The 19,128-nt window shown below is 68.2% G+C and carries 18 protein-coding genes and 1 tRNA gene; 11 read left to right on the top strand and 8 right to left on the bottom strand.

Annotated elements, in window-relative coordinates; translation table 11 throughout:
- The first annotated feature begins 23 nt into the window (after positions 1–23).
- Positions 24–96: transfer RNA gene (locus ABRP18_RS09625), tRNA-Glu, on the top strand.
- Positions 97–156: 60 nt separating this feature from the next.
- Here the strand turns inward: ABRP18_RS09625 and ABRP18_RS09620 are convergent.
- The 4 genes from ABRP18_RS09620 to ABRP18_RS09605 form a co-directional block, all read right to left on the bottom strand.
- Entirely contained in the window at positions 157–1,398 is a 1,242-nt protein-coding gene (locus ABRP18_RS09620; protein WP_058630581.1) for an MFS transporter, read from the bottom strand.
- Complete coding sequence (locus ABRP18_RS09615; protein ID WP_058630582.1) at positions 1,398–1,946, bottom strand: helix-turn-helix domain-containing protein; 549 nt, start codon at positions 1,944–1,946, stop codon at positions 1,398–1,400. The genes ABRP18_RS09620 and ABRP18_RS09615 overlap by 1 nt, the downstream gene beginning before the upstream one ends.
- Before the next feature lie 117 nt (positions 1,947–2,063).
- Complete coding sequence (locus tag ABRP18_RS09610; RefSeq protein ID WP_349884545.1) at positions 2,064–3,206, bottom strand: DUF4349 domain-containing protein; 1,143 nt, start codon at positions 3,204–3,206, stop codon at positions 2,064–2,066.
- Positions 3,203–3,763 (bottom strand): RNA polymerase sigma factor, encoded by a 561-nt coding sequence (locus ABRP18_RS09605; RefSeq protein WP_058630584.1) that lies wholly within the window; start codon positions 3,761–3,763, stop codon positions 3,203–3,205. The genes ABRP18_RS09610 and ABRP18_RS09605 overlap by 4 nt, the downstream gene beginning before the upstream one ends.
- Before the next feature lie 281 nt (positions 3,764–4,044).
- Between ABRP18_RS09605 and ABRP18_RS09600 the strand changes: the two genes are divergently transcribed.
- Together ABRP18_RS09600 and ABRP18_RS09595 are read left to right on the top strand one after the other, a co-directional pair.
- Positions 4,045–5,049 carry a TerC/Alx family metal homeostasis membrane protein gene (locus tag ABRP18_RS09600; RefSeq protein ID WP_349884544.1) on the top strand — a complete coding sequence of 335 codons (1,005 nt, stop codon included), beginning with the start codon at positions 4,045–4,047 and terminating at the stop codon, positions 5,047–5,049.
- A 49-nt stretch (positions 5,050–5,098) separates the two neighbouring features.
- Positions 5,099–5,596, top strand: a complete 498-nt coding sequence (locus tag ABRP18_RS09595; protein WP_349884543.1) for a DUF427 domain-containing protein — start codon at positions 5,099–5,101, stop codon at positions 5,594–5,596.
- Between the two features lie 17 nt (positions 5,597–5,613).
- Here the strand turns inward: ABRP18_RS09595 and ABRP18_RS09590 are convergent, their stop codons facing one another.
- The gene (locus tag ABRP18_RS09590) at positions 5,614–6,927 is read right to left on the bottom strand and encodes an LLM class flavin-dependent oxidoreductase (protein WP_349884542.1); all 1,314 of its coding nucleotides are present in this window, start codon (positions 6,925–6,927) and stop codon (positions 5,614–5,616) included.
- Complete coding sequence (locus ABRP18_RS09585) at positions 6,924–8,219, bottom strand: O-acetylhomoserine aminocarboxypropyltransferase/cysteine synthase family protein (RefSeq protein ID WP_058630586.1); 1,296 nt, start codon at positions 8,217–8,219, stop codon at positions 6,924–6,926. Before ABRP18_RS09585 ends, ABRP18_RS09590 begins: the two co-directional genes overlap by 4 nt.
- Positions 8,220–8,424: 205 nt before the next feature.
- Between ABRP18_RS09585 and leuC the strand changes: the two genes are divergently transcribed.
- The 6 genes from leuC to ABRP18_RS09555 all read left to right on the top strand — a co-directional run bounded on the left by leuC (position 8,425) and on the right by ABRP18_RS09555 (position 14,772).
- Entirely contained in the window at positions 8,425–9,867 is a 1,443-nt protein-coding gene (gene leuC / locus ABRP18_RS09580; RefSeq protein WP_061017628.1) for a 3-isopropylmalate dehydratase large subunit, read from the top strand.
- 3 nt (positions 9,868–9,870) lie between these two features.
- A complete protein-coding gene (leuD, locus tag ABRP18_RS09575) occupies positions 9,871–10,467 on the top strand; it encodes a 3-isopropylmalate dehydratase small subunit (RefSeq protein ID WP_058630588.1) in 597 nt (198 codons plus the stop codon).
- 65 nt (positions 10,468–10,532) lie between these two features.
- Positions 10,533–11,900: a UDP-N-acetylglucosamine 1-carboxyvinyltransferase gene (gene murA, locus ABRP18_RS09570; protein ID WP_046748442.1), complete on the top strand. Its 1,368-nt coding sequence runs from the start codon at positions 10,533–10,535 to the stop codon at positions 11,898–11,900.
- Complete coding sequence (locus ABRP18_RS09565) at positions 11,897–12,661, top strand: 1-acyl-sn-glycerol-3-phosphate acyltransferase (protein WP_046748443.1); 765 nt, start codon at positions 11,897–11,899, stop codon at positions 12,659–12,661. The genes murA and ABRP18_RS09565 overlap by 4 nt, the downstream gene beginning before the upstream one ends.
- Positions 12,651–13,784: an NAD(P)H-dependent glycerol-3-phosphate dehydrogenase gene (locus ABRP18_RS09560; RefSeq protein WP_113681906.1), complete on the top strand. Its 1,134-nt coding sequence runs from the start codon at positions 12,651–12,653 to the stop codon at positions 13,782–13,784. Before ABRP18_RS09565 ends, ABRP18_RS09560 begins: the two co-directional genes overlap by 11 nt.
- Positions 13,690–14,772, top strand: coding sequence for a D-alanine--D-alanine ligase family protein (locus tag ABRP18_RS09555; protein ID WP_349884541.1), 1,083 nt, complete (start codon positions 13,690–13,692; stop codon positions 14,770–14,772). The genes ABRP18_RS09560 and ABRP18_RS09555 overlap by 95 nt, the downstream gene beginning before the upstream one ends.
- Positions 14,773–14,792: 20 nt before the next feature.
- On the opposite strand, the gene ABRP18_RS09550 is transcribed toward ABRP18_RS09555, so the two are convergent.
- On the bottom strand, positions 14,793–15,275 hold the full coding sequence (locus ABRP18_RS09550) for a DUF3515 domain-containing protein (protein ID WP_046748446.1): 483 nt from the start codon (positions 15,273–15,275) through the stop codon (positions 14,793–14,795).
- Positions 15,276–15,298: 23 nt separating this feature from the next.
- Here ABRP18_RS09550 and thiL point away from each other — a divergent pair, with 23 nt between their 5' ends.
- On the top strand, positions 15,299–16,294 hold the full coding sequence (gene thiL / locus ABRP18_RS09545) for a thiamine-phosphate kinase (RefSeq protein ID WP_349884540.1): 996 nt from the start codon (positions 15,299–15,301) through the stop codon (positions 16,292–16,294).
- On the opposite strand, the gene rsmD is transcribed toward thiL, so the two are convergent.
- Positions 16,264–16,881, bottom strand: coding sequence for a 16S rRNA (guanine(966)-N(2))-methyltransferase RsmD (rsmD, locus tag ABRP18_RS09540; RefSeq protein WP_058630593.1), 618 nt, complete (start codon positions 16,879–16,881; stop codon positions 16,264–16,266). The genes thiL and rsmD overlap by 31 nt on opposite strands.
- Before the next feature lie 61 nt (positions 16,882–16,942).
- Here rsmD and ABRP18_RS09535 point away from each other — a divergent pair, with 61 nt between their 5' ends.
- Entirely contained in the window at positions 16,943–19,117 is a 2,175-nt protein-coding gene (locus ABRP18_RS09535; RefSeq protein ID WP_141369840.1) for an ATP-dependent DNA helicase RecG, read from the top strand.
- Positions 19,118–19,128: the final 11 nt, after the last annotated feature.

Raw genomic sequence — 19,128 nt, 5'->3', positions numbered from 1 at the left:
GGAACGGAAACATTCCGCCAGACGGCCCCATCGTATAGCGGCCTAGTACGCTGCCCTCTCACGGCGGTAACGCGGGTTCGAATCCCGCTGGGGTCACACAACAGAGAAAGCCTCCGGTTCGCCGGAGGCTTTCTCGTTTCCCAGGGTGGTCGTCGCTCATACAGCGGGCCTCAACGACAGCGACCGGAATGAACGGTTGCTCAGGGGCAGGATCATCAGCGCCATCATGGCTCCTCCGAAGAGTGCGAACGGCACCCAGAGCGCCGTCGACGACGCGAGAGCACCGAATCCGGCCATCGCCAGCGGCATCAGACAGTCGTCGCCGAGGCGCGTGAGCGAACTCATCCGGCCGAGGTAGGCGGTGTCGACGGTGGCCGAGAACGTCGCGCTCAACAGCACCGATGCGTAACCAGCCGTCGCGCCGATGACGAAGGCCGCCACAGCGACGCTCCACGCCGGCCCGATTCCGAGCGCGATGATCCCGGCGCCCTGAAGCACCAGCGCCCGGAACCCGCCGCGGGCCTCGTGGCTCGGACGCCACTTCGCGACGGAGATCGCGCCGAGCGCTGCACCGAGCCCGAGCAGCGCTTCGAAGAGTCCGACGGCCTGCGCGCCCCACCCCTCCGCATGGGCGCGGAGGGCGAGTCCGATTCCGATCGCTGGGCCGACCGCCAGATTGAGCCCGGAGAGGGCGATCACGAGCGTGCGGGTCGTGGGATTCTCGGCGAGGTGCGCGAACCCGCGTGCGATCCCGCGCAGTGCCGACTCCTTCTCCGCTCTGGCGAGGCGGAAGCGCGGGCGGAGCCAGATCGCGATGAAGGCGACGACCAGTGTGAAGGTCAGGGCGTTCACGGACGCGCTTCCCGCAAGGCCGGCATGGGCCACGATGAATCCGCCTATCGCCGCCCCTCCCATGGTCCCCAGCCGCGAGGCCGTCTGAGCTGCTGCGCCGTAGGAGGGAAGGTCGGCGGCTCGCACGAGCTGACGGGCGATCGTCCCGGCGGACGGCTCGTAGAACGCGTCGCACACCCCGAACGCGATCGCCGCGAACAGCAGAACCGAGACGGTGGGCGGGGTGGCGAGCACCCACAGCGCCACGGCGACGAGCACGCCCACGCGCAGCACGTTGAACACGAGCATGATGCGGCGCGGGTCGGCGCGGTCGGCGATCACCCCTCCGAACAGCAGGATCACGGCACGCGGCACGGTACCGGCAGCGACGATCAGACCGGCGACAGCGGGGGAGGCCACCTGGACGGCCGTCCAGGCGAGCGCGATGGTCCACAGCGCATCGCCGGCATCCGACAGCGCCTTCACTCCGATCCAGGCGTGCACGAGACGATCGCGACGGAAAGGGGGAGGGGCGACGATCTCCTCCGGGTCGCTGACGGCGGACATCAGGGCTCCGTCGGGAACGCGTGCGCGAACACGAAGACCGGAGCACGGCGTCGGCCGTCGTCGAGATCGATGCCGTCCTGCCACTCCCTGATCGTCTCGAGGAGCCGCGCGGAGAGATCCCGTAGCTCGTCGGGTGAGGCCCACGCCGTGGTCTCCGTGTTGGATCCGTCGTACTCGGCGTATGCGGGGTCATGACGATGGCGATGCCAGCGCTGGAGCCGGTCGATCTGCATACGGATACCCTGACGCTGCGCCTCACGGGCGAGGAGGGCATCGGCGGGCGAGTCCGCGTAATCGTCTGTCGACCAAGTGAGACCCCGACGTGCCACTCTCCACCAGCTCGTGCGCTTGTCTCCGTCGGGATCAGGGGCGCGTTCGACGACGCCGGAGCGCTCCAGCATGCGAAGGTGATGGCTGATGCTGCCGACCTGACTGTCCAGCGCGCGGGCGATCGCCGTGACCTGTGCCGTTCCGTACAGGAGCAGATAGTCGTAGATGCGGCGGCGCAGCGGATGGTGCACAGCGGTGATAACGGAGATGTCTTCCACGGAAGACGACGCTAGGCTCACGGCGTCAAACGCACAAGGGTTCTTGTATACCGCGGAAAATCAAGGAACAGGCCGGTTCCTCACGTCAGGAGAACCGGCCCATTCCACGTCGGGCGATCAGTTGCCTTCGGCGGCCTCGGGATGGGACGGGACCTGCTCGTCGCGACGACGCCGGCGCCGCCGGGCGCGGCGGATGAGCCAGACGAGCAGCACGACGGCGCCCGCGATCGCGAGCCAGGGGAGGAGGAAGCCGACCGCGATCACCAGAGCATTCAGCGACACGACGAGTCCGTTCCATCCCGCCATCAGACCGTCCCCGAAGCCCGCAGGGTCGGCAGTCGTCGGTGCGGTCGCCTTCGTCAGCTGCACCTGCAGCGACGACATGGCGACCTGGTCGTCGAGCGCGGCGAGTTGCTGTTCGTATGATTCGAGCTGCGCCTGACGGTCGGTGAGCGCCACCTCGGCCTCGATCAGCTCGGACACGCTGCCCGACTGCGCCATCAGCTGCGTGAGCCGTTCGACGGACGCCTTGGTGGAGTCGACCCTGGCCTGCAGGTCGATCGCGACGGAGGTCACATCCTGCTTCGAGGTGGAAGAGGAGTGTACTTCGCCGGTGTCGTCGAGTGCGGCGATCGCCTTCGGGAGGTCGGCGGATGGCACTCGGATGCTGATCCAGCCGTATGCCGAGTCTGCGGGATCTGGAACGGGCTCGGACGAGCCGTCGACGGCGACCGACTTCCCGATCTCGGTGCTCTCGACGTAGCCGCCGTGCTCCTCGGCGAGAGCGGTGATCTCAGCTGCTGCTTCGGAGATGTCCTTCACCTGAACGGTCGCCTGCGCCGTGGCGATGATCTCGCGACCGCTGTCGTTCGCCGCAACGCCGGGAAGCGCACCCGCGCTCGCGTCCGGGCTCAGAGCGCCGTCCGGTGCCGACTCGGCGGTCAGACCCGTGATCCGCTCGGGACCCGACGGTGCGGCATCCGTGGCGGAGTCTTCGGACATGCTGACGCCGTCGGCGGTGACGGAGCTCGCCCCGCCGACCGCGCTGAGGATGGGCGGGGTCACGAGAACTCCGACAGCGAAGGCTGCAGCGATACCGCCTGCCGTGAGCCAGCCGCGTCGCCGCGACCGCGTCTCTTTCGCGGTGCGCGGTGCCCGCGCCCGCTCTGCGGCGATCTCTGTGAACACGGCATCTTCGATGCGGGCGATGGTCTCGTCCGAGAGCTCTGGCAGGTCGCCGCTGGTGGTCTGGTCGTTCATGCGTCCCTCGCTTCGGTCACGGCGCCTCGCAGCTGCGTGCGCACTCGTGAGAGACGGTTCCGGACGACGGCGTGCGTCACCCCGAGCTCATCCGCAGCGACCTGGTAGGCGTATCCCTCCGTGGCGCACAGACGGAAGACCTCACGATCCAACTCGCTGAGAGTGCCCACCTCGCGGGTGATCCGCGCCGCGAGCTCCGCGGTGATGACCTGTTCCTCGACGCTCACCGTGTCCGCCAGCAGTGTCTCGTCGACGGCCTCGGCGGTGTGCGCCTGGTCTCGCCGACGCTGCCGGAGCCGATTCGCCGCCTGGAACCGGCAGATCGTGGCGAGCCACGGAAGGATCGACTCGCCCCGGAGTTCGAGGTCGGGCAGCTTCCGCCAGGCGACGACGAACGTCTCCTGTGTCACGTCCTCGGCATCCGCCGACGAGGCGAGGATTCCCTGAGCGATCCAGTACACGGGTCGCACGTGAGCGCGGTACAGCTCGCGGAAGGCGCTCTCGTCGCCGCCCGCGGCCTGCGCCGCCCATCTCTGATCATCTGTGTGCAGGGGCATCCTGGTTCCGTTCGGTGTCTCTCACGAGGAGAGTGTCGATCGCCGCCCCATCGTCTCAGATCGGTGGTCCATGCCGAGCGGGCGGATGAGATTCGAATGCAATCCGTTCCCGCTCGCCCCGTGCCTCGGGTAGCATTGCCCGGGCGAGAGGGAGTATCCCGCAAACACGCGTCCGTCATCACGAGCACCGTCATCGTTGCTCCGGGCGCGCGACGCACATCCGTGCGGGGGAGAGACTTTCGACTCCTTCCCGACCCCTCCGCGAAAGGTCCAGTGCGCCCTTGGAAATCCCCGTCTGGTTCGAGATCACCTCGATGGTCGTCCTCACGATGATCCTGATCGGTGACCTGCTGCTCATCCGGCTGCGGCCGCACATCCCGTCGACGAAGGAATCCACCCTCTGGGTCGTGTTCTACGTCGGCCTCGCGCTGCTGTTCGCGGTGCTCCTCGGCAACGTCGGCGGCTGGCAGAACGCGGGCGATTTCATCACCGGGTGGGCGCTGGAGTACAGCCTCTCGATCGACAACCTGTTCGTGTTCGTGCTGATCATGGCGCAGTTCGCCGTACCGCGGCGCCTGCAGCAGCAGGTGCTCATGATCGGCATCATCATCGCGCTGGTGCTGCGCGGGCTCTTCATCCTGGCCGGTGTCGCGATCGTCGAGAACTTCTCGCCGATCTTCTACATCTTCGGCGCGTTCCTCATCTGGACCGCGATCCGTCAGGCGATGCCGGAGGGTGACCACGAGGGAGAGGTGCAGCGCGAGAACTTCATCGTCCGTCTGCTGCGTCGTCGAGTCGACATCAGCGAGACCTATGACGGCTCGAAGATCCGCACGACGGTCGACGGCAAGCGGATGTGGACGCCCATGGTGATCGTCTTCATCACGATCGGTGTGACCGACCTGATCTTCGCGATCGACTCGATCCCCGCGATCTTCGAGATCACGACGAACGGCTTCCTCGTCTTCTCGGCGAACATCTTCGCGCTCATGGGTCTGCGTCAGCTGTACTTCCTGCTCGGCGATCTGCTCGATCGCCTGCGCTACCTCCACTACGGCATCGCCGTCATCCTCGGCTTCATCGGCGTGAAGCTGATCCTGCACGCCCTGCATGTCAACGAGCTGCCGTTCATCAACGGCGGGGAGCACGTGGAATGGGTCCCCGACATCAGCAACATGGTCTCGCTCGGCGTGATCCTGGCGTCGATGACCATCGCCACGGTCGCGAGCCTCATCGCCTCCGCGCGTGAGAAGCGGGCGGCGCGGACCACGACCCCCGTCGAATGACGCGGCACGGTATCGCGCGACATATAGCGAGCAGACGTAGGGTGAGCAGATGCACACGCCGCGCCCCATCGTCCCCGCCGCTGGGCAGGAATCCGTCTGGGACTACCCGAGGCCACCGCGTGTCGACGCAGTCGTGGAGCGCATCACCATCCGGCTCGGCGGCCAGCTGATCGCCGACACGGTGGACGCCGTCCGCGTGCTGGAGACGAGTCATCCTCCGGTCTACTATCTTCCGATCGCGGACTTCGTCCCCGGTGCTCTCGTCGACGCCGCCGGCTCGTCGTTCTGCGAGTTCAAGGGCTCCGCACGATACTTCGATGTGCGCGCCGGCGACACAGTGCGCCCAGGAGCCGCCTGGACCTACCCGCAACCGGCTCGCGGGTTCGAGATCCTGTCCGATCGGGTCGCCGTGTACGCGGGGCAGATGGATGAGTGCACCGTCGGCGACGAGGTCGCTTCTTCGCAGCCGGGCGGGTTCTACGGCGGCTGGGTCACCTCGTGGGTCGTCGGCCCCTTCAAGGGCGTACCCGGCTCGCGGGGTTGGTGAGGCTCGGTCGGAATCGGTCAGAACTGGTGGAGGTTCGCCTGCAGGCCGCCCTCCGCGTACTCGCGCCGGAGGATGCCGCGTCGACGCAGGACGGGGACGAGCTCGTCGAGCGTGCGGTGGAGGGTCACCGGATGGAAGTCGCCCCAGAGCAGCACGCCGTCGTTGCCCCATTCGCCGAGCTCCTCGATCAGATCGGCGAACTCGTGCGCGGTCCCGACGAACCCCGTACGGTCCGTGATCCTGCCGGTGCGGGCGAGGGCTGTGAGATGAGCGCGCAACGGGGCATTCTGGTCGCGATCGCCGACCAGACGCTGGATGCTCCCACGGGAGACGTGCGCTCCGAAGATGGAGATGTCGAGTGGCTCGTCGAGGTCGAGGGAGGTCAGATCGGTCTCGAGGTCGCTCGACTGCTTGCGCGCGATCTGGACGAGAGCGGAATCGTCGGGCTGCGCCGACGCCGCGACGATCCGATCGGCCTCCTCGCTCGACGACGTGATCACGGGCTGGATGGCGAAGAGGATCTTGATGTCCTCGGGTCGCCTTCCCTTCGCGAGCGCGGCATCGTGCACCTTGGCGCGATACTCTCGCACGGATTGCTCGTGCAACGGAGCGAGCGCGAGCTGCACATCGGAGTTGGCGCCTGCGAAGCCGAGCCCGCGGCCGGAACCGCCGGGTGAGACGATCGCGGGATCCCCGTCGGTGAAGGGCACGGCGTTCAGCGGCCCGTCGAAGGCGAAGTACTCGCCGCGATGCTCGGTGGCCCGCAGCCGGCTGCCGTCCGCGAAGACACCGGTCTCACGGTCGGCGATCAAGGCGCCGTCATCCCAGCTGCGCCACAGGGCGCGGATACCGGAGAGCCATTCCTCTGCCCGGTCGTATGCCTCGTCGTGACCGAGCTGCGCCGCGTCGGAGAAGTGCCGTGCGCTGCCCGTGTCGGTGACGACGTTGAGGCCCAGCCGGTGTCCGCTCAGGTGCTGCAGCGTCGCGAACTGCCGCGCCGCGGTGTACGGGAGGTAGGCTGCCGGGTTGACGGTGGGCACCACGCCGAGGTGCCTGGTGGCCTGGAAGAGGTAGGGCGCGAGGAGAAGAGGGTCGTGTTTGGGGCCGCCGAACGCATGCCGCACGCGCAGGTCGATCGTCGAGGGCGATCCCAGCGACGGCGCATCCTCGATGATGACGAGATCGAACCCCGCCTGTTCGAGCGTGCGTGCGGCGTGCTGATAGACGTCGGGGCGCGTCCAGTCGTAGTCCCAATCGAGCGCGGGGTAGCCCCACCCCTGCGGCCCGAAGCCGCGCGCGAGGAACCAGCCGAAGTGCTGTGGGCGGCTCATGCCACCGTCTCCCGCACGTGCTGCAGCACGTGGGACAGGTCGGAGATGAGATCGTCCACGTCCTCGATGCCGATCGAGAGTCGCAGAGTTCCCGGACGGACGCCGAGGACCTCGCGCTCCTCTTCGGTCCGCTGGGCATGACTCGTCGTTCCTGGGTGCAGCACCAGAGAGCGCACGTCGCCGATGTGGGTCATGTGCGTGAAGACCTGCACGTGCTCGACGAATCTTCGAGCCGCCGGAAGCCCTCCTCGCAACGTGAACGTGAAGATCGAGCCGGAGCCACCATCGAGATACCGTCGCCCGAGTTCGTGATCCGGGTGGGAGGGGAGCCCGACGTAGTCCACGCTCTCGACTTCGGCGTGCTGCTCCAGCCACTGCGCGATCTGCAGTGCATTCCGTGACTGCCTCTCCACACGCAGCCCCAGGGTCTCCACGCCCTGCCCGATCAGGAAGGCGTTGAGAGGCGAGGGGGAAGCGCCGAATCGCGGGGCCACGGACTCTCGCGCGTACCCGATCCGTGCGCGTCCGCCGTGGCGGGCGAAGACGCTGGGCGTGTCACCACGACCGGGAAGGACCAGGTGGGGTGCATTGTGGCCGGCGAGGTCTGCGTCGAAACGGCCGTCGTCGACGATCACACCGCCGAGGACGGATCCGTGCCCGGCGAGGAACTTCGAAGCGGAGTGCACCACGATGGCCGCACCATGCTCGATCGGACGCAGCAGCGCCGGCGTCGCCAGCGTGTTGTCGACGATCAGCGGGATCGCGTGCTCGTCGCCGATGTCGCTGACGCCGCGCACATCGAGAACGTCGTTGCGGGCGTTCGCGAGCGACTCCGCGAACAGTGCCCGCGTGTTCGGGCGGATCGCGGCACGCCAGGCCTCCGGGTCGGAGATGTCGTCGATGAACGTGGTCTCGATGTCGAGTCGGGCCAGGTTGTCGAGGAAGAGACCCCTCGTGCCTTCGTAGATGTGCGTGGAGGAGACGATGTGATCGCCGGCACCCGCGACGGTGAGCAGAGCCGTCGCCACGGCGGCCTGCCCGCTCGCGACCAGAACCGCGTCCGCCCCCGACTCGAGAGCGGCGAGCTGGCGCTCCACCGCGCGCACCGTGGGGTTCCCCGTTCGGGTGTACCCGAATCCGGTACCGGTGCTGAAATGATCCGCCGCGTGGTCGAAGTCGTCGAACTCGAAGCCCGCAGTGAGGTAGATCGGCGTGGCCCGAGAGGCGGCCGTCTCTCTGCTTCTCGCCGCATGGACCGCGCGGGTGGCGAAGCGGGCGGTGTCGACGGTCATGCGGTGCCTCTCGGTCGGTCGATGCGCAGCTGGTGCGGGTGTCCTCAGAGTGTCATGACGGGTCAGGGCATGTCGGAGCGGTGGTAATCTGACGTCATGCGGACCGTGCTCCTTCTTCTTAGGCGCCGCGACGAGACCTCGTTCTGAGCCCCTCCTCGTCGCGGAGTCCATCGTGGGCCGAACCGCCAGCCACAGGAGACACGCCATGACCACCACCGCCGGTGCGGATTCCGCACGCCCCAGGACACTCGCCGAGAAGGTCTGGGACGACCACCTCGTCGTGAAGGGCGAGGACGGGGAGCCCGACCTCATCTACATCGACCTCCACCTCGTGCACGAGGTCACCAGCCCGCAGGCGTTCGACGGCCTGCGCAGCGAGGGGCGTCCACTGCGGCGCCTCGACCTGACGATCGCGACCGAGGACCACAACACCCCGACGTGGGAGATCGACAAGCCGATCGCAGACCTCACCAGCCGGACGCAGATCGAGACGCTCCGGCGCAACGCGGCCGAGTTCGGTGTGCGTCTGCATTCGCTCGGCGATGCGGAGCAGGGGATCGTGCACGTCGTCGGTCCTCAGCTCGGATTGACGATGCCCGGGATCACCGTGGTCTGCGGTGACTCGCACACGTCCACCCACGGCGCGTTCGGTGCGATGGCGTTCGGCATCGGCACCAGCGAGGTCGAGCACGTCATGGCGACCCAGACGCTTCCGCTCAAGCCCTTCAAGACGATGGCCATCAACGTCGAGGGCACTCTGCGTGCCGGCGTCACGGCGAAGGACATCATCCTGGCCGTGATCGCGAAGATCGGGACCGGAGGCGGTCAGGGCTACGTCCTCGAGTACCGCGGCAGTGCGATCCGAGCGCTCTCCATGGAGGGTCGCATGACGATCTGCAACATGTCGATCGAGGCCGGTGCCCGCGCTGGGATGGTGGCGCCGGACGAGACGACCTTCGCCTACCTCGAGGGCCGCCCGCACGCCCCGAAGGGCCAGGACTGGGACGATGCCGTCGCTTACTGGCGCACGCTCCCGACCGACGACGGGGCGACGTTCGACGCGGAGGTCTTCATCGACGCCGACGAGCTGGAGCCCTTCGTGACGTGGGGCACCAACCCCGGACAGGGGAGCTCGCTCTCCGCCGCGGTTCCGAATCCCGCCGAGATCGCCGACCCGAACGAGCGCGCGGCCGCCGAGCGCGCCCTGGAGTACATGGATCTGACTCCGGGTACGCCACTCAAGGAGGTGCCGGTCGACGCGGTCTTCATGGGCTCGTGCACCAACAGTCGCATCGAGGATCTGCGCGCGTTCGCATCGATCATCCAGGGCAAGAAGAAGGCCGATGGCGTGCGCGTCATGGTGGTGCCCGGATCCGCCAGAGTGCGCCTGGAGGCTGAGGCCGAGGGCCTGGACAAGGTGATCAAGGACTTCGGTGCGGAGTGGCGCTTCGCCGGCTGTTCGATGTGCCTGGGCATGAACCCCGATCAGCTGGCCCCGGGGGAGCGCTGCGCATCGACATCGAACCGCAACTTCGAGGGTCGTCAGGGCAAGGGAGGGCGCACTCACCTCGTGTCGCCCCTCGTCGCCGCTGCGACGGCGATCCGCGGCACCCTGTCCAGCCCGAGCGACCTGACGGAAGGGTTCTGACCCATGGAGAAGTTCACCACCCACACCGGCATCGCCGCTCCGCTGAAGCGTTCGAACGTCGACACCGACCAGATCATCCCTGCGGTGTTCCTGAAGCGCGTCACGAAGACCGGCTTCGAAGACGCGCTGTTCCACGGCTGGCGCCAGGACCCCGAGTTCGTGCTCAACCAGCCGTCTTTCCAGGGTGCCTCCGTGCTCGTCGCCGGTCCTGATTTCGGCACCGGTTCCAGCCGTGAGCACGCCGTGTGGGCGTTGCGCGACTTCGGCTTCAAGGTCGTGCTCAGCCCGCGTTTCGCCGACATCTTCCGCGGCAATGCGGGCAAGCAGGGCCTGCTCGCCGCGACGATCTCGGAAGAGGATCTCGAGCGGTTCTGGGCCGAGATCGACCGGAATCCCGGTGCGCAGATGACCGTCGACCTCGAGGCGCGCACCGCGTCGATCGGTGACGTCCAGGCCGAGGTCGGGATCGACGATTACACTAGATGGCGGCTCCTCGAAGGGCTCGATGACATCGGGCTCACGCTGCGCAACGAAGACAAGATCGCGCAGTTCGAGGCCCGTCGCGAGTCGTGGCGGCCCCGAACCCTTCCCGTTCAGTAGACGGTGGGGGCGGGGGAGCCAGGGGCAATCCGCCCCCGAAATCCGTAGATGAAGTGAGGCTCCGAATGACGACACCTGTGCGCGACGCTCTTCCGGACGGAGTCCCTGCACTCACCGGAGACGTCCTCGCCATTCGCGGCGGACGCCCGCTCCGGGGACGCGTCGACGTCAAGGGCGCGAAGAACCTGGCCACCAAGGCCATGGTCGCCTCGCTCCTCGGCGAGACCGTGAGCACCCTGCGCGATGTGCCGGCGATCAGCGATGTGGCCGTCGTCCGCTCGTTGCTCGAAGTCCACGGCGTCCGCGTCTCAGAGGGCGATGAGCCCGGTTCGCTCGTGTTCGACCCGAGCGATGTGGAGTCCGCGCACTTCGAGGAGATCGACGCGCACGCGGGGGCATCGCGCATCCCGATCCTGTTCTGCGGCCCGCTACTGCACCGTCTCGGCCAGGCGTTCATCCCCGACCTCGGCGGCTGCCGCATCGGCGACCGTCCGATCGACTTCCACCTGGACGCACTGCGCAAGTTCGGCGCCATCGTCGAGAAGCTCCCCAGCGGCATCCGCCTCTCGACCGGGGGCACCCGCCTGCACGGCGCGAACATCCACCTCCCGTACCCGAGCGTCGGCGCGACCGAGCAGGTGCTGCTGACAGCAGTCCGTGCCGAAGGCGTCACCGAGCTGCGCAACGCGGCCATCGAGCCCGAGATCATGGACCTGATCGCGGTGCTGCAGAAGATGGGCGCGATCATCTCCTACGAGCCGAACCGGGTCATCGTGATCGAAGGCGTGGAGAAGCTCCGCGGCTACGACCACCGCTCGATCTTCGACCGCAACGAAGCCGCATCGTGGGCCTCCGCAGCGCTGGCCACCGACGGTGAGATCTTCGTCGGCGGCGCCAAGCAGCAGGAGATGCTGACCTTCCTCAACGTCTTCCGCAAGGCTGGCGGCTGGTTCGACATCCAGGAGGACGGCATCCTGTTCCGTCGCGACGGCGACATCAAGCCGGTCGTGATCGAGACGGATGTGCACCCCGGCTTCATGACCGACTGGCAGCAGCCGCTCGTGGTCGCACTGACCCAGGCGCACGGTCGCTCGGTCGTGCACGAGACGGTGTACGAGAACCGCATGGGCTTCACCGACGCGCTCGTGAAGATGGGTGCCGACATCGTCGTGCACCCCCGGGGTCTGCAGGACGGACCGCGCCGCGTGCCGCGTCGCGACCTCGAACAGGCCGCCGTCATCACCGGCCCCACGCCGCTGCACGGTGCCGACATCGTGGTCCCCGACCTTCGCGGGGGATACAGCCACGTGATCGCAGCCCTGACGGCCACGGGCGAATCGAAGGTGTCGGGTGTCGATATCCTGAGCCGGGGGTATGAGAAGTTCCTCGCCAAGCTCGACGCGCTCGGCGCCGACTTCGACGTCATCCGGTGACCGCCGTGACGTCCCGGTCATCGGAGACGAAGCGTCCGAGCATCTTCTGGCCGCTCGCGGCGCTCGTCATCCCCCCGGTGTCGCTGATCGCGAAGATCCGGATCCGCGGGGCCGAGAAGCTGCCGCAGCAGGGTTCCTACATCCTGGCGCCCAACCACTACTCGGAGTTCGATCCGCTGATCGTCGCGGTCGCCGTGTGGCGTGCCGGTCGTGCGCCGCGGTTCATGGCCAAGGAGAGCCTGTTCAAGGTTCCCGTTCTCGGCTGGTTCCTGCACCGCACGGGCATGATCCCCGTCGCCCGGACGTCTTCTGCGGCGTCCGCGCGTCAGACGATGAAGCAGTCGGAAGAGCTCGTGGAGCACGGCCGCGGCGTGATCGTCTATCCGGAAGGCACGCTGACGCGGGATCCCGACCTGTGGCCGATGCGCGGCAAGTCGGGCGCGGTGCGACTGGCACTCGCCGACGGCATCCCGCTGATCCCGATGGCACAGTGGGGCACGCAGGAGATCATGGGGCGCTACCAGAAGGGTCTGAGCCTCTGGCCGCTGCGCAAGCCCGTGACGGTGCTCATCGGCGACCCGGTCGACGTGTCCGATCTGCGAGGGCGCGCCGGGGAGCCGGCAGCCCTCAACGAAGCGACCACTCGGCTCATGAACGCGATCACGGCGCTCCTCGAGGAGATCCGCGACGAGAAGGCACCGGCCGAACGTTGGAATCCCGCAACCCACGGCCAGAAGGAGACGGGACGCCTTGACTCCTAAGAGAACCGCGCCGGTCGGTCCACGAGTCGCCGTGATCGGCGCGGGCAGCTGGGGCACGACCTTCGGGAAGATCCTCGCCGACGGCGGCGCGCAGGTGACGATGTGGGCGCGCCGAGCCGAGCTCGCGCAGGAGATCAACGAGGGCAAGCGGAACTCCCGCTACCTGCCAGGGATCAACCTTCCGCGCACCATGGCTGCGACGCATGAGCTCGCGACCGCGCTCGACGGCGCCGACCAGGTCTACCTTTCCGTGCCGAGCCAGTCGTTGCGGGAGAACCTGAAGGCGCTGCGGCCGCTGATCGCCGACAGCGACACGAAGATCATCAGCCTCATGAAGGGCGTCGAGCGCGGCACCGGGCTGCGGATGAGTCAGGTCATCCAGCAGGAGCTGCGCTGCGACCCCGATCGCGTGGCCGTGGCGTCCGGGCCGAACCTCGCACTCGAGATCGCCCGTGAGCAGCCGACCGCAGCCGTCATCTCGTCGCGGAGCCAGGAGACGGCGGAGATCGTCGCACGCGCAGCACGGAACAGCTACTTCCGCACCTTCGTGAACACCGACGTGATCGGGACCGAGTTCGGCGGCGTCCTGAAGAACCTGATCGCGGTCGCGATCGGGATCGTCGACGGCGTGGGCTACGGCGAGAACACCAAGGCGTCGATCATCACCCGCGGACTGGTGGAGATGACCGACTTCGCCGTGGCGAACGGCGCGCATCCGGAGACTCTCCAGGGTCTCGCGGGTCTCGGCGATCTCATCGCCACATGCCAGTCCCCGTTGAGTCGCAACAACACCGCCGGGCGTCTGCTCGGACAGGGGTACAGCTTCCAGGACGTGGTGAAGCAGATGCAGCAGACCGCAGAGGGGCTCGCGTCCGTCGCGCCGATCCTCCAGCTGGCGCGCGAGGCGGAGATCGACATGCCCATCGTCGAGCAGGTGAAGATGGTGCTCGACGGCAAGATGGATCCGCGGGACATCGCACCCCACCTGACGACGGACGACGACACCCCGCAGGGTGAGAGGACCAACCATGGACAAGCAGACGGTGGTGGTGCTCTTCGGCGGGCGCTCCAGCGAGCATTCGATCAGTTCCGCAACGGCGGGGGGCGTTCTGGGGGCGATTGATCGCGACCGATACGACGTGATCCCCGTCGGGATCACTCGCGAGGGCGCTTTCGTGCTCGAGGACGACGACTCGGCGAAGTTCCCGCTGGACGCGGAGCACCTCCCGGAGGTCGTCGACAACGGCACGCGTGTCCTGTGGCCCGAGCCGGGAGGCGATCGCACACTCCGTGTGGTGCAGACCGACGGCTCCGTCGCGGGCCTCGGTGAGATCGATGTCGTGCTCCCGATCCTGCACGGACCGCACGGCGAGGACGGGACGATCCAGGGATACTTCGACACGCTCGAGGTTCCCTACGCCGGTGGTGGCGTGCTCGATTCCGCACTGTGCATGGACAAGCACTTCATGAAGATCGCCCTGGAGGCGGCCGGGATCCCGGTCGCGCCCTGGGTGACGGTGCGGCGAAAGGACTGGGACCGTGACGCCTCCGACGTGCGCACGCGGGCCGCGGGCCTCGGTCTTCCTGTGTTCGTGAAGCCCGCGCGGGCGGGCTCGAGTGTCGGCGTCTCCAAGGTCGAGAATGCCGACGAGCTCGATGCGGCGCTGGCCGTGGCGTTCGCCGAGGACGACAAGGTGCTGATCGAGACCGGCGTGAGCGGACGCGAGATCGAGGTCGCCGTGCTCGAGGGCGTCGACGGCGTCCGTGCATCGCTCCCCGGGGAGATCGTGCTGACGTCGCGGGGTTTCTACGACTTCGAGGGCAAGTACCTCGGTGGGGACGGTGTGGACGTCGTGTGTCCTGCGGACCTCACTGAGGCGGAGCGGACCGCCATCCAGGAGATCGGCGTCCAGGCCTTCGAGGCGGTGGACGGGCGCGGGCTCGCGCGTGTCGACATGTTCTTGACACCCTCCGGCGAACTCGTGGTGAACGAGCTCAACACGATGCCGGGGTTCACGCCCATCTCGATGTTCCCCAAGTGCTGGGTCGCGTCGGGTCTGAGCTACGGCGATCTCATCACCGAGCTCGTCGAAGCCGGCCTTCGCCGCTGAGCGTCCGGTTCCCCGGGGAATCAGCCTGCGGGGAACTCGACGCGATCAGTGCACTGCCCGGTGGCAGGCTGAAGCCCCGACTGGATGCTGGCCGAGATCTTGTCGACGATGGTCTGGAAGTCGATCTGCTCGCCGCGCTTGATCGTGACCTCCACCGCAGGGTCGCGACCGAACGTGACGAGGCGCTGACGCTCCTCCTCCTGGTCGAGGACCAGCCAGTCGACTCCGCCGATGGTCGTGCACACCAGCGCGGACGGAGCAGGGGGTTCTACGCCGCAGCGCAGAACGACCGTGGGGTCTCCCCACGCACCTGTCGCCTGCGCATCGGTGAAGACGCGATCGAGACCGCCGACGCTCTCCGGGAGCAGTACAGACACGTTCGCGCATGCGGGGTTGTTCGCATCCGCTGCGGGCTCGAGATGCACGGTGGTCGCACAGCCGGCGAGCACAGCGCTGAGTGCCGCTGCTCCGGCGAGGGCAGCGAGGCGACGGGAACGGGGCATGCTTCCAGGCTACCTTTGACAGCATGCCCTCCCGACCCGACGCCGACGATCCACGCCTGGGAGATGTGCCCGAAGGGCGCATTCTCCGCGCGATACTGTCACGCACGCCGGCGGCCTCGCACGCGCTCATCGGGCCGGGCGATGACGCCGCAGTGATAGCGACCCCGTCGGGCTCCGTGGTGGCGACGACCGACACGCTGGTGCACGGCCCCGACTTCCGCCTCGCCTGGTCCAGCGGATACGACCTCGGCTGGAAGTCCGCGGCGGTGAATCTCGCGGACGTCGCTGCCATGGGCGCGCGCCCGACGGCGCTCCTGGTCGCACTCGCGGTGCCGCGCGAACTACGAGTCTCCTTCGTCGAGCGACTCGCCGACGGCTTCCGGGATGCCTGTGCCGCGCTCGCGCCGGGCTGTGCGGTCGTCGGTGGTGATCTCACCGTCTCCGACACGCTGACCGTCGCGGTCACGGCCCTGGGCGACCTGGAGGGACGCGCAGCGGTGACGCGGAGCGGCGCACGTCCCGGTGACGTGGTCGCCGTCGCCGGGGAGCTCGGTCACGCGGCACGCGGTCTCGCCGTTCTGTTCGGGAGGTTCCGGGATGGGGATGTGCCGGTGCCCGTCGACCCTGCCGCTCTCGCTGCGGGCGAGCGCGAAGCTGTGAACGCACAGTTGCGCCCGTCGCCGCCGATCGGTCTCGGCGCGGTGGCGGCGACGGCCGGCGCGACCGCCATGATGGACATCTCCGACGGGCTGGCAATCGATGCGCGACGGATGGCTGCCGCGTCCGGCGTATCGATCGCCCTCGACAGTGCGCTCCTCGGCACCGATCCGGCGCGAGCTCTCGCCGGGGGAGAGGATCACGCGCTGCTCGCCACCTTTCCCGAGGGGCTCCTGCCGCCGGCGTTCCGAGCCATCGGCAGGGTGCGCGCCGCCGGCGATGAGGACCTGCTGTGCGATGAGCAGCCGGTCGACCTCAGCGGTTGGGATCCCTATCGGGACTGGGACTCGGCCGCGGGCTGACCCACGGGGCCAGGGTCCTCGTCCTCCGTCGCCGGCTCGGCCCACCACAGGGTGGTGTCGCCGTACGACTTCTCGCGGAACTGCTCCAGGTTCGCGGCGCCGAAGTCCGGAGGCGTGGACCGACGAGCTCGTTCCACCACCACCACGGCGTCCGAGGACAGCAGCGGTGCGAGCGCGACGAGGTCGGCCGTCATGGCCGCGTCGTCGAGGTCGTAGGGCGGATCGCTGAACACGAGGTCGTAGGGTCCGACTGCGCGATGCAGGAAGGCATGCGCCGTGCTCTCGTGAACGCGCCCGAGCGGGAGGCTCCCCGCCTTCGCGACGACTTCCGCGTTGCGTCGGACGATGGCTGCGGCCTGGCGGCCGCGTTCCACGAACTCGACGCTCGCTGCTCCACGGCTGAGCGACTCGAGTCCGAGGGCGCCCGAACCGGCGTACAGGTCGAGGACCCGTGCGCCGGCGATGGCGCTCAGGGACTCCAGCGCGCCGAACAGCGATTCGCGTACACGGTCGCTCGTGGGTCGGGTTCCCGAGCCCGGAACCTCGAGCCGGGCCCCTCTGGCGCTGCCTGCGATGATCCTCGTCACCCGTTCACGATACGACAGCTCGAGTGCCTGCCGTGTCCGTCGTGTTCCCTAGACTCGGAGCATGTCGCTCACGCTCGATTCCTCGTTGGAGGACGCCATCGGTGCGGCGTCGTCCAAGACGCTCGGTCGGGCCTTCGGCATGAAGAGCGTCGGCGACCTCCTGTCCCACTACCCTCGCCGCTACGCCGATCCGGGAGAGCTGACGCCCATCCGTGACCTCCCGCTCGGCGAGACAGTCACCATCGTGGCCGAGGTGCTCTCCTCGAGCTTCCGACGGATGCGGAACCGTCCCGGTGCGATGGTCGACGTCGTGATCGGCGACGGCATCGGACGCATGTCTCTCACGTTCTTCGCGAAGAACGTCGGCGCGGCGGAGTGGCGCTCGAAGGATCTGGCAGTCGGTCGTCGCGGTGTGTTCTCCGGCAAGGTCGGGGAGTTCAACGGCGTGACGCAGTTCGCCCACCCCGAGTACGAGCTGTTCGATGATGAGGACGCCGCCCGTCGCAGCGCCGACGCGCGCGCCACCGTGCCGATCCCCATCTACCCCGCCACGTCCGCGATCCAGACATGGCAGATCGCCCGACTCGTCGGTCGGGTTCTCGACGACCTGGCAGACGCGCCCGATCCCCTGACCGCGGAGATCAGGGAGCGCGAAGAACTGCTCACCGCGCGCGAGGCGCTGGAGCTCGTGCATCGACCGCGGACACGGAACGACATCGATCCGGCCGTGCGGACGCTGCGAATGCATGAGGCCCTCACCCTGCAGACGGCGCTCCTGCAGCAGCGCGACGCGATCCGGGCGCTGGCCGCCACGTCTCGCCCCTCGATGCCCGGCGGGTTGCTCGAACGTTTCGATGCAAGCCTCCCGTACACGCTCACCGCCGACCAGGAGACGGTGGGACGACAGATCGCCGCGGACCTCGTGGGCGCCTGGCCCATGAACCGTCTGGTCCAGGGAGAAGTCGGCTCCGGCAAGACCCTGGTCGCTCTGCGGGCGATGCTGCAGGTGGCGGAGAGCGGCGGGCAGGCCGCCTTGATCGCGCCGACGGAGGTGCTCGCGGGGCAGCACCTTCGCTCGATCACCAAGATGCTCGGTCCCGATCTCGCGCCGCTGTTGATGCCGACACTCCTGACCGGTCAGATGCCGGCGGCCGATCGCCGCAAGGCAGCCCTGCGGGTCGCCTCGGGTCAGGCACTGATCGTCGTGGGTACTCATGCGCTGCTGGGCGAGAAGACCACCTTCGCCGATCTCGGTCTGGTCGTCGTCGACGAACAGCATCGGTTCGGCGTCGAGCAGCGCGAGGCGCTGCGCGCGAAGGGATCGAGTCCGCACGCGCTGGTGCTGACCGCGACTCCGATCCCGAGGACGGTCGCGATGACCGTCTTCGGCGATCTCGACACCTCCGTGATCCGCACCATGCCGGCCGGGCGTGCCGGCATCGAGTCCTTCGTCGCCCCCCTCGCAGAGCACCCGGGGTGGTTCAACCGTGTGTGGGAGCGCGCCGCCGAGGAGATCGCCCAGGGACGGCAGGTCTTCGCGGTGTGCGCCGCGATCGACACGGCCAAGAAGACGACAGAGGCGGGGGAGCAGCAGGCACTCGCTCCGGAGGGAGCGTCAGGGCCGCGCTGGGGCGTGGTGCAGCTCGATGAGGCGTTGGCGACCCATCCGACGCTGGGCGGACTGCGGCGTGCCGTGCTCCACGGTCGTATGCCAGCGGATGAGAAGGATGCCGTGATGCAGTCGTTCGCACGCGGTGACATCGATCTGCTCCTGGCCACGACCGTGATCGAGGTGGGCGTCGACGTGCCGAACGCGTCGACGATGATCGTCCTCGACGCGGACCGGTTCGGGGTCTCTCAACTGCATCAGCTCCGCGGCCGGGTCGGTCGAGGCGGCGTGCCAGGGCTCTGCCTGCTCGTGACCGAGGCCGAGGCGGGCACGCTGGCCCGTGAGCGCGTCGATGCGGTGGCGGCGACTCTCGACGGGTTCGCCCTGGCGGAGGTCGATCTCGAGCTGCGCGGCGAAGGCGACGTGCTGGGCGCCGCCCAGGCGGGCGTTCGCTCCTCTCTGAAGCTGCTCAGGGTGGTGAAGGACGCAGGGCTGATCACCCGTGCACGCGAGGTCGCGGAAGGTATCCTCGCCGCCGACCCGCAGCTGGCTGATCACCCGGGTCTCCGCGAGGCCATCGGGCGTCGGGTGAGCGACGAGGATCGGGCGGCGCTGGCGAAGAACTGACGGGGAACCGG

The sequence above is a fragment of the Microbacterium sp. WHRI 7836 genome (assembly GCF_040223885.2).
In the GTDB taxonomy this organism is placed as follows: Bacteria; Actinomycetota; Actinomycetes; order Actinomycetales; family Microbacteriaceae; genus Microbacterium; species Microbacterium oxydans.
Note: the sequence above shows the minus strand (reverse complement) of the source record. Positions and strands in the feature narration are given on the sequence as shown.

What these genes read in the sequence shown, in the direction of transcription:
- ABRP18_RS09620 (WP_058630581.1), bottom strand. Translation starts at nt 1,398, where the DNA reads ATGTCCGCCGTCAGCGACCCGGAGGAGATCGTCGCCCCTCCCCCTTTC.
- ABRP18_RS09610 (WP_349884545.1), bottom strand. Translation starts at nt 3,206, where the DNA reads ATGAACGACCAGACCACCAGCGGCGACCTGCCAGAGCTCTCGGACGAG.
- ABRP18_RS09605 (WP_058630584.1), bottom strand. Translation starts at nt 3,763, where the DNA reads ATGCCCCTGCACACAGATGATCAGAGATGGGCGGCGCAGGCCGCGGGC.
- ABRP18_RS09595 (WP_349884543.1), top strand. Translation starts at nt 5,099, where the DNA reads ATGCACACGCCGCGCCCCATCGTCCCCGCCGCTGGGCAGGAATCCGTC.
- ABRP18_RS09590 (WP_349884542.1), bottom strand. Translation starts at nt 6,927, where the DNA reads ATGAGCCGCCCACAGCACTTCGGCTGGTTCCTCGCGCGCGGCTTCGGG.
- ABRP18_RS09585 (WP_058630586.1), bottom strand. Translation starts at nt 8,219, where the DNA reads ATGACCGTCGACACCGCCCGCTTCGCCACCCGCGCGGTCCATGCGGCG.
- leuC (WP_061017628.1), top strand. Translation starts at nt 8,425, where the DNA reads ATGACCACCACCGCCGGTGCGGATTCCGCACGCCCCAGGACACTCGCC.
- leuD (WP_058630588.1), top strand. Translation starts at nt 9,871, where the DNA reads ATGGAGAAGTTCACCACCCACACCGGCATCGCCGCTCCGCTGAAGCGT.
- murA (WP_046748442.1), top strand. Translation starts at nt 10,533, where the DNA reads ATGACGACACCTGTGCGCGACGCTCTTCCGGACGGAGTCCCTGCACTC.
- ABRP18_RS09555 (WP_349884541.1), top strand. Translation starts at nt 13,690, where the DNA reads ATGGACAAGCAGACGGTGGTGGTGCTCTTCGGCGGGCGCTCCAGCGAG.
- ABRP18_RS09550 (WP_046748446.1), bottom strand. Translation starts at nt 15,275, where the DNA reads ATGCCCCGTTCCCGTCGCCTCGCTGCCCTCGCCGGAGCAGCGGCACTC.
- thiL (WP_349884540.1), top strand. Translation starts at nt 15,299, where the DNA reads ATGCCCTCCCGACCCGACGCCGACGATCCACGCCTGGGAGATGTGCCC.
- ABRP18_RS09535 (WP_141369840.1), top strand. Translation starts at nt 16,943, where the DNA reads ATGTCGCTCACGCTCGATTCCTCGTTGGAGGACGCCATCGGTGCGGCG.